Annotated in this window: 8 protein-coding genes; 2 read left to right on the top strand and 6 right to left on the bottom strand. The window is 72.1% G+C overall.

Going from position 1 to position 8,631, the window contains the following annotated elements:
- The 3 genes from guaA to PLL68_RS10620 all read right to left on the bottom strand — a co-directional run.
- Positions 1-1,612 (bottom strand): glutamine-hydrolyzing GMP synthase (gene guaA, locus PLL68_RS10630; protein ID WP_486658343.1); only part of this gene is annotated, 1,612 nt, incomplete at its 3' end.
- Positions 1,613-1,615: 3 nt separating this feature from the next.
- Positions 1,616-1,984 (bottom strand): DUF3817 domain-containing protein, encoded by a 369-nt coding sequence (locus PLL68_RS10625; protein ID WP_324533892.1) that lies wholly within the window; start codon positions 1,982-1,984, stop codon positions 1,616-1,618.
- Positions 1,971-2,726, bottom strand: a complete 756-nt coding sequence (locus PLL68_RS10620) for an SURF1 family protein (RefSeq protein ID WP_324533890.1) — start codon at positions 2,724-2,726, stop codon at positions 1,971-1,973. Before PLL68_RS10620 ends, PLL68_RS10625 begins: the two co-directional genes overlap by 14 nt.
- Before the next feature lie 71 nt (positions 2,727-2,797).
- Between PLL68_RS10620 and PLL68_RS10615 the strand changes: the two genes are divergently transcribed.
- Together PLL68_RS10615 and PLL68_RS10610 are read left to right on the top strand one after the other, a co-directional pair.
- Positions 2,798-4,534 carry an ABC transporter ATP-binding protein gene (locus PLL68_RS10615; protein WP_324533888.1) on the top strand — a complete coding sequence of 579 codons (1,737 nt, stop codon included), beginning with the start codon at positions 2,798-2,800 and terminating at the stop codon, positions 4,532-4,534.
- Positions 4,534-6,309, top strand: coding sequence for an ABC transporter ATP-binding protein (locus tag PLL68_RS10610; RefSeq protein ID WP_324533886.1), 1,776 nt, complete (start codon positions 4,534-4,536; stop codon positions 6,307-6,309). Before PLL68_RS10615 ends, PLL68_RS10610 begins: the two co-directional genes overlap by 1 nt.
- Positions 6,310-6,325: 16 nt before the next feature.
- Here PLL68_RS10610 and PLL68_RS10605 read toward each other — a convergent pair whose 3' ends face one another.
- From PLL68_RS10605 to PLL68_RS10595, 3 genes are all read right to left on the bottom strand, one after another.
- Complete coding sequence (locus PLL68_RS10605; RefSeq protein ID WP_324533884.1) at positions 6,326-7,009, bottom strand: DedA family protein; 684 nt, start codon at positions 7,007-7,009, stop codon at positions 6,326-6,328.
- 69 nt (positions 7,010-7,078) lie between these two features.
- Complete coding sequence (locus PLL68_RS10600) at positions 7,079-7,390, bottom strand: DUF1905 domain-containing protein (protein ID WP_324533882.1); 312 nt, start codon at positions 7,388-7,390, stop codon at positions 7,079-7,081.
- A partial coding sequence (locus PLL68_RS10595) for a GMC oxidoreductase (protein ID WP_324533881.1) occupies positions 7,387-8,631 on the bottom strand: 1,245 nt, incomplete at its 5' end. The genes PLL68_RS10595 and PLL68_RS10600, both read right to left, overlap by 4 nt.

Raw genomic sequence — 8,631 nt, 5'->3', positions numbered from 1 at the left:
ACTCCCACTCGATGGTGCCCGGCGGCTTGGACGTGATGTCCAGGACCACCCGGTTGACCTCACGCACCTCGTTGGTGATGCGGGTCGAGATCTTGGCCAGCACCTCGTAGGGAACCCTGGTCCAGTCGGCCGTCATGGCGTCCTCCGACGACACCGGCCGCAGCACGATCGGGTGTCCGTAGGTGCGCCCGTCACCCTGCACCCCGACCGAGCGGACGTCGCCGAGCAGCACGACCGGGCACTGCCAGATCGAGCGGTCCAGCCCCGCCGCGGTCAGTTCCTCGCGGGCGATGAGGTCGGCCGCGCGCAGGATGTCCAGGCGCTCGCCGGTGACCTCACCGACGATGCGGATGCCGAGGCCGGGGCCGGGGAACGGCTGACGCCAGACGATCGCCTCCGGAACCCCCAGTTCCAGCCCGACCTGACGGACCTCGTCCTTGAACAGCAGCCGCAGCGGCTCGACGAGCTTGAACTGCAGGTCGTCAGGCAGGCCGCCGACGTTGTGGTGCGACTTGATGTTGGCCGTGCCCGTGCCCCCACCGGACTCCACGACGTCGGGATACAGGGTGCCCTGCACGAGGAACTCGACGGGGTGGTCGTCCGAGCCCGCGTGCGAGCCGACGACGTCGCGTGCGGCCTGCTCGAAGACCCGGATGAACTCGCGGCCGATGATCTTGCGCTTCTCCTCGGGGTCGGACACCCCGGCCAGGGCCGTGAGGAAGCGCTCCCTGGCGTCGACGACGACGAGGTCGACGCCCGTGGCCGCGACGAAGTCCTGCTCGACCTGCTCGGCCTCACCCGAGCGCAGCAGCCCGTGGTCGACGAACACGCAGGTCAGCTGGTTGCCGACGGCACGCTGCACGAGGGCTGCGGCGACCGAGGAGTCGACCCCACCGGACAGGCCGCAGATGACGCGCGCGTCACCGATCTGCTCCCGCACCGACGACACGAGGTCATCGACGACGTTGGCGGCCGTCCACTCACCCGTGAGACCGGCGCCCCGCAGCAGGAAGTTCTCGAGCACCTGCTGGCCGAACGTCGAGTGCAGCACCTCGGGGTGCCACTGCACCCCGTAGAGGTGACGCTCGTCGTCCTCGAAGCCCGCGACGGGGGCTCCTGAGGTCGTGGCCGTCACCGTCATCCCCTCCGGGGCGGCCGAGACGGAGTCGCCGTGGCTCATCCACACCGACTGCTCGACGGGCTGGCCGTTGAACAGTGTGGACGTGCTGTCGAGGATGGTGGCGGGGGTGGCGCCGAACTCGGAGAGCCCGGTGCGCTCCACCGTGCCGCCGAGGGCCTGAGCCATCGCCTGGAAGCCGTAGCACATGCCGAAGACCGGCACCCCGGCCTGTAGCAGCGCCGGGTCCAGGCTCGGTGCGCCGTCCTCGTAGACCGACGACGGCCCGCCGGAGAGGATCACGGCGGCAGGGTCCTTGGCCAGCATCTCGGCCACCGGCATCGAGTGCGGCACGACCTCGCTGAAGCAGTTGGCCTCACGCACCCGGCGGGCGATGAGCTGGGCGTACTGCGCCCCGAAGTCGACGACGAGCACCGGCCGGTCGGCGAGGTGGGTGCTCTCGGGCTGCGTGCTGGGGGACTCGCTCACCCGCACAGGTTACTGGCGCGCCGCCGCCAGCTCGGACTCGACCTGTCGGGCAACACGGCGCTCGACCCAGAACGACAGGAAGGGCACACAGCCGGCGAGCATGACGAGCACCATCTTCGTCAGCGACCAGCCGATCTTGAACCCGAGCAGGGCCGTGGCGACGAGGTAGACCATGTAGATGAAGCCGTGCGGCTGGGGCCACCAGTACAGCGGGTTGTCCTCACCCTTGAGCCCGAAGCCGTACGACAGCACCATCTCGACGACGAGCACGAGCAGCCCGACGCCGACGATGAAGGCCATGACCTTGAAGAAGGTCAGCCGCGAGCGGGCCCCCTCGACGTCGTCGATGGTGTGGGTGCGGGAGTCAGGCGTCGTCACGGGACCCAGTATCTCCCGGCGCCTCGAGCAGAGCTTCACGGCGGGTCTCCTCGCGCACCATCCGGAACCACACCCAGAGGGCGAACAACGCGAAGACCCACCACTGCACGGCGTACGCGGCGTTGCGCCACTGGATGCTCGTGTCCGGCAGCGGCGTCGGCACCCTGGTCGGCTGGCCGGCAGCCTGCGGGGTCTCGGACTCGAGGAAGACGAAGGCGTTGTACAGCTCCCCCGGCCAGGTGTTGACGAGCAACGACAGGTCGATCGACCCGATCTCGCCAGCCGCCACCGGCACGGAGGACGGCGACTCCCCCGGCGCCAACCCACCCGCGATGGTGAGGGGGCCCGAGGGGGGCGCCCCGGCATCCGCCGGGTTGGTCACGAATCCCCGCACCACCGCGATCGTGGCACCGGACCCCTCGACGACGAAGGGTGTGAGCACCCACGACCCGCTCACCCCGTCGAGCCGGCGGTCGGGCACGAGCAGCTGACCGTCGGGGGCGTAGCTGCCCTGCGCCGTCACCGGGCGTGAGGACAGGTCGCCGCGAAACGGCGCGTGCGGCTCCAGCACCGAGGTCAGCGCCGCCGGCTCCTGGGCACGGGCCTGCTCGACGGCCTCACGGTACGAGCGGCTCTCGGCGACCCCGAGCTGCCAGCGGCCGAGGAAGGCGAACGCGATGCCCACGACCACCACGAGACCGAGGAGGCCGAGAAACCGAGGCCGAAGGGCGGTCCGCAACACGCCATCGAGGCTACGTCACCGCGGAAACTCGCTGGCCCGAGGGGGGCTGGCGCACCTAGCGTGGGCGGGCGATGTCTCCTCACCCCTGGCCCTACGCGACCGCCCCCGACGCGGCCCCGCCGCTGGACGCCGACCGCCTCATCCTGTGGCTGGCGCGGCACCAGTGGCGCACCCTGCTCGGCGGGGTGCTCTTCGGCGTGCCCTGGATGCTGTCGATCGCCCTGGTGCCGGCGGCGATCGGCAAGGCCGTCGACGACGGTCTGGTCGCCCGCGACCCGCGTGCGCTCGTGACGTGGGCTGCCGCGATCATGGGGCTGGGGCTGGTGAGCGCGGTCACGACGAACGGCCGGCACTGGTTCGCCGTGCGCAACTGGCTGATCTCGTCGTTTCGCACGGCGGTCGTCACCGAGCGCGCGGTGCGGCGGGCCGGGCCGGCCGTGACCCGGCAGATGCCGGCCGGTGAGGTCGTCACGAGCTTCGCGAGCGACTTCTGGCGGATGGGCGAGGTCTTCGACGTCACCGCCCGCCTGGCCGGCGCCATCGTCAGCTTCATCGTCGTCTCGGCGATCCTGCTGCGCGGATCGGTGCTGCTCGGGGTCATCATGCTCGTCGGCGGGCCGCTGCTGCTGGCCTCACTCGCCCTCGTCGTGCGACCGCTGCACCGGCGCCAGCAGGCCCAGCGGGAGGAGGCCGGGCAGCTCACGGCGCTCGGTGCCGACACCGTCGCCGGGCTGCGGGTGCTGCGCGGCATCGGCGGTGAGGACACCTTCCTCGCCCGGTACGCGGCGCAGTCGGAGCGGGTGCGCCTCGCCGGAGTTCGCCTCTCGCCGGTGCAGGCGACGTTGGATGCCGCCCAGGTGCTGTTGCCCGGGATCTTCGTCGTCGTGGTCACCGGCATCGGCGCCCACCTGGCCGTCGGCGGTGAGATCACCCCCGGTCAGCTGGTGGCCTTCTACGGGTACACGGCCTTCCTGACGATGCCGCTGCGCACGGCGACGGAGTTCGTCGACAAGCTGACCCGCACCCGGGTCGCCGCCCGCCGGATCGTGAAGATCCTCGCGATCGAGCCCGACCACGCGCCGGCCGGGCGCACCTCCGGTGACCTGTTGGTCGATGGGGGGACGCCGGTGGTGGACGTGAGCGCGGACCTGGTCGACCCGGCATCCGGCGTCGTCGTCGTGCCCGGGCAGTTCACCGCCCTGGTGAGCGCCGACCCCGAGGACACCGCGCAGATCGCCCAGCGCCTCGGCCGGCTGCTGCCCGGGCGCCACGGCGTGCGCTGGGGCGAGGTCGACCTCGACGACCTGCCGATCGACCGGGTCCGCTCGCTGGTCGTCGTCTCCGGCGCCGACCCCCACCTGTTCAGCGGGCCGGTGCGCGACGCCCTCGGCGGCGCCGACGACGCTGCGCGCGAGGTCGCGGTGCACGTCGCGAGCGCCTCGGATGCCATCGACTCGCTCGACGGCGGTCTGGACGGCGAGCTCGAGGAGCGCGGCCGTGCCCTGTCGGGCGGGCAGCGCCAACGGCTCGCCCTGGCGCGGGCGGTGCTTCGTGACCCCGAGGTGCTCGTGCTCGTCGAACCGACCAGTGCCGTCGACGCCCACACCGAGGCCCGCATCGCTCAGCGACTTGCCGCGCGCCGTGCGGGACGCACCACTGTCGTCGTCACGGCGAGCCCGCTCCTGCTCGACACCGCTGACACCGTGCTGTTCGTGCAGGACGGGGCGGCCACCGCCACCGGGCGCCACCGTGACCTCCTGCGCACGCATCCGGCCTACCGCGACGTCGTGCTGCGAGGTGAGGACTGATGTCACCGCTCCTCGGCCGCACCGACCACGCGGCACGCACCCTGCCGATCGCGACCACCGCGACGGTCCGAGCCCACAGCAAGGAGCTGCTGCGCCACCACCGCGGCCCGCTGACCTGGGTCCTGCTCTGGCACGGCATCGCCGCCCTCGTGGCCCTGGTCGGCCCGTGGGTGGTCGGCCAGGTGGTGCAGGAGGTCACGACCGGGTCGCCGAGCCTGCGCCGGGTCGACGTCCTCATCGGGCTGCTCGTCGCCGCGATCCTCACCCAGACGGTGCTCACCTGGGTGGCCAGACGCGCCTCGTTCGTGTTGTCCGAGCGCATCTTCGCCCGCCTGCGCGAGGACTTCATCACCTCGTCGGTGCGCCTTCCCCTGTCGACGGTCGAGCGCGCCGGGACCGGCGACCTCGTGGCGCGCACGACCAACGACATCGACTCGTTGGCGCACATCATCCGCTTCGGCATCCCGGCCATCGTCGTGGCGGTGACGACCGTGACGGCCACCGCGGTCGCGGCCCTGCTCACCTCCCCGCTCGCCGCGCTCGCGCTGCTGACGGCGGTTGTCGTGCACGTGCCGACGTCACGCTGGTATCTGCGCCGCGCCGGCGACGGCTACCTGTGGGAACACGCCTCCTACGCCCGGCTCAACGGCGTCGCGTCGGAGACGATCGAGGGTGCCGGCACGATGGATGCCCTCGGCCTCCAGACCGCCCGCGGTCGTCGTTTCCAGGAGGCGATGGACGAGTGTGGCGACGCCGAGGCCTACACGCTCGGACTGCGACTGCGCTGGTTCCCGTGGCTGGAGATCGGCTTCTTCCTGCCCATCGCCACCTCGGTGCTCTGGGGTGGGTGGCTGGCCTGGGAGGGTCACATCTCCATCGCGGCAGCCACGGCCGTGACGCTCTACGTGCAGCAGCTGCTCGACCCGCTCGGCGAGCTCATCTCCTGGCTCGACGAGATCCAGTTCGCGGCGACGTCACTGGCCCGCATCCTCGGGGTGGCCGAGGTGCCGCCCGACCGGGTCGCCTCCGGGGCCCAACCCGTCGGTGAGCAGATGGAGGTCGACGACGTCCGCTACTCCTACCGCCAGGGCCGCGACGTGCTGCACGGCGTCTCACTGCGTCTCGAGCCCGGCGAACGGCTGTCCATCGTCGGCCCGTCGGGGGCGGGCAAGTCGACCCTCGGGCGGCTGCTCGCCGGCATCGACGGGCCGCGCACCGGCCGGGTCACCGGTGGCGGCGTTCCCCTGGTCGACCTCGAGCTGCCGGTGCTGCGCGGCGAGGTGGCCCTCGTGACCCAGGAGCACCACGTCTTCGTCGGCACCGTCGCCGAGAACCTGCGGCTGCCCCGCCCGGAGGCAACCGACGACGAGCTTCACGAGGCGCTGGCCGCGGTGGATGCCGCGGGGTGGGCCGCCGCCCTCCCCCACGGTCTGGACACCGTCGTCGGCTCCGGTGGGCACCCGCTCACCGAGGCCCAGGGGCAGCAGCTCGCGCTGGCGCGGCTCGTGCTGGCCGACCCGCACACCCTCGTGCTCGACGAGGCGACGTCGCTGCTCGACCCGCGCGCGGCCCGCCACCTCGAGCGGTCGCTCGCGGCGGTCGTCGACGGTCGCACGGTGGTCGCCATCGCCCACCGGTTGCACACCGCCCACGACGCCGACCGGGTCGCGGTCGTCGAGGACGGCGTCATCAGCGAGCTCGGCTCGCACGACGAGCTCATCGCGCGGGACGGCTCCTACGCGGCGCTGTGGCGTTCCTGGCGCGACGAGGCCTGACCAGGCAACGACCCGGTCAGCGCGAGGTGAGCTCCAACTCAGGCTCAGAGGGCTCGCCCGAACCGTCGCCGTCCACCACATCGGAGGACTCTCCGTCCACGGCTCGTCGGCGGCGCACGACGAGCCACACCAGCCCGGCCGCGAGCGACACGACGACGGCAGTGCTCACCGGCGCGATCCACTGCTCGATGACCGCGTAGTTCTCACCGAGCTGGTAGCCGGCGGCGATGAACAGCGCGTTCCAGATCCCGCTCCCCGCGGCGGTCAGCGCCGCGAACCGCGGCGCCGGCATCCGCTCGATCCCTGCGGGCACCGAGACCACCGACCGAACGAGCGGGATGAAGCGCCCGAAGAACACCACGGCACGGCCGTGCTTGGCGAAGAACCGGTGCCCGCGGTTGAGGTCAGCCGTGCTCAGCAGGAAGAACCAGCGGCGACGCGACAGGTCGAGCAGCCGGTCGTACCCGAGCGCCCGCCCCAGGCCGTAGAGGATGAACGCACCGACGACACTTCCCACGGTCGCGGCCGCCCACGCGAGCACCGGGTCGAGCCGACCCGTCGCAGCCGCGTAGCCCGCGAACGGCAGGATCACCTCGGAGGGGATCGGCGGCAGCACGGTCTCGAGCGCCAGCAGGGCCCCGACGCCGAGTTCGCCAACGGACTCGATGAGGTCGATGACCGGTTCGGTGACAGCCTGCATACGACACAACGGTACGTAGGTCTCAAACGGCCCGCCAAATCCCGAGACACGACACGCCGTCGGATGCCGTCAGCGGCCCACGAGCCGGATCGTCACCTCGAACGGGTCGTCGTCGCCGACCCCCTCGGCCCTGCGGACCGCCTTCTTCACCGGGAGGATGTAGGCCCCCTGCTCGGTCGACGGGAACAGCGAGGTGAGCCAGGTGCTCGACCCCACGGTGACCTCGACGCGCACCGACCCGAAGCCCCCCGTGGCGTCCCCGACGAGCTCGTCGACGTCGTCGCTGACGTCCTCGGGCACGGTGACGAAGCGCCAAGCACCCTCCTTCCAGCGCCAGATCGTCGCGGTGAAGGTCCAGCCACCGGGTGGAGCGCTGCTCATCCCCCCATTGTCGCGTGGCCCACCGACACCGGCCCCGACATCGGCACCGGCCCCGACACCGGAACCGGAACCGGCCCCGGCGGGCGGCGCGGGAACCCGGCCGGCACGGCGGGGCGCACCGGAGCCACCGGCGCCACCACGGCGTACGGCTCGTCCTGGGACGGGCGCGGGTCGGCGTCACCACGGTTGGGCCACAGCGACATCGCGCGCTCGGCCTGCGCCGTGATCGTCAGCGACGGGTTCACCCCGAGGTTGGCGGAGACCGCGGCCCCGTCGACGACCGAGATGCCGGGGTGCCCCCACACCCGGTGGTAGCCGTCCACGACCCCTCGGTCCGGAGACGACCCGATCGTCGCCCCGCCGAGGAAGTGCGCCGTCATCGGCACGTCGAAGACCTCGAACCACGAGCCACCGGCTGCGGTGTACTCCCCCGTGGCCTCCCCGAGCCGATGCGCGAGGGCCTCCATGGCCTCGTGCCCTTCCGGGATATACGTGGGGTTCGGGTGGCCGTGCCCCTGCCGCGAGGTCAGCCCCGGCCGGCCGAACAGGCCCCGCTTGCCCGACACCGCCAACGAGTTGTCCCGGCTCTGCATGACGAGCCCGATGACCATTCGCTCGCTCCACCGGCGCGCCATCGGCATCAGCCGCAGGAACCCCCACGGGTCCTTGCCGACCTGTCGGGCGAGCTCGAGCCACCGGGGGCGCCCCGTGCCGCCCGGCACGGCCACCGTGGCGAGCAGGCCCATCGCGTTCGACCCCTTGCCGTAGCGGCAGTTCTCCACGTGGGTGTCCTCGTCGACGTGGAACGACGTCGTGATCGCGACCCCCTTCGTGAGGTCGACGTCCTCGGGCGGCACCCGCTGGCTCACCGCGCCGAGCAGCGCCTCGGAGTTGGTGCGGGTGCGGTGCCCGAGGTAGGACGAGAGTCGTGGCAGCTCACCCACCTCCTTCATCGCGTGCAGCAGCGTCTGGGTGCCCCAGGCGCCGGCCGCGACGACGACGTGCCGCGCCGTCACGACCTGGACGTCGCGCCCGCCGACCGGCCCGGTGCGCTCGTGCAGCACCCGGTACACCGGGTCACCGCCCCCCGAGCCAGAGCCGGGCACCTCTCCCAGCCGGGTCACGGTGCGCATCGCGCGGATCTCGACGCCGAGGTTCTCGGCCAGGGCCAGGTAGTTCTTGCGCAGCGTGTTCTTGGCGCCAACCCGGCATCCGACCATGCAGTTGCCGCACTCGGTGCA

It is taken from the genome of Ornithinibacter sp. (assembly GCF_035443565.1).
Lineage (GTDB): Bacteria > Actinomycetota > Actinomycetes > Actinomycetales > Dermatophilaceae > Fodinibacter.
Note: the sequence above shows the minus strand (reverse complement) of the source record. Positions and strands in the feature narration are given on the sequence as shown.

What these genes read in the sequence shown, in the direction of transcription:
- PLL68_RS10610 (WP_324533886.1), top strand. Translation starts at nt 4,534, where the DNA reads ATGTCACCGCTCCTCGGCCGCACCGACCACGCGGCACGCACCCTGCCG.
- PLL68_RS10605 (WP_324533884.1), bottom strand. Translation starts at nt 7,009, where the DNA reads ATGCAGGCTGTCACCGAACCGGTCATCGACCTCATCGAGTCCGTTGGC.
- PLL68_RS10600 (WP_324533882.1), bottom strand. Translation starts at nt 7,390, where the DNA reads ATGAGCAGCGCTCCACCCGGTGGCTGGACCTTCACCGCGACGATCTGG.
- PLL68_RS10615 (WP_324533888.1), top strand. Translation starts at nt 2,798, where the DNA reads ATGTCTCCTCACCCCTGGCCCTACGCGACCGCCCCCGACGCGGCCCCG.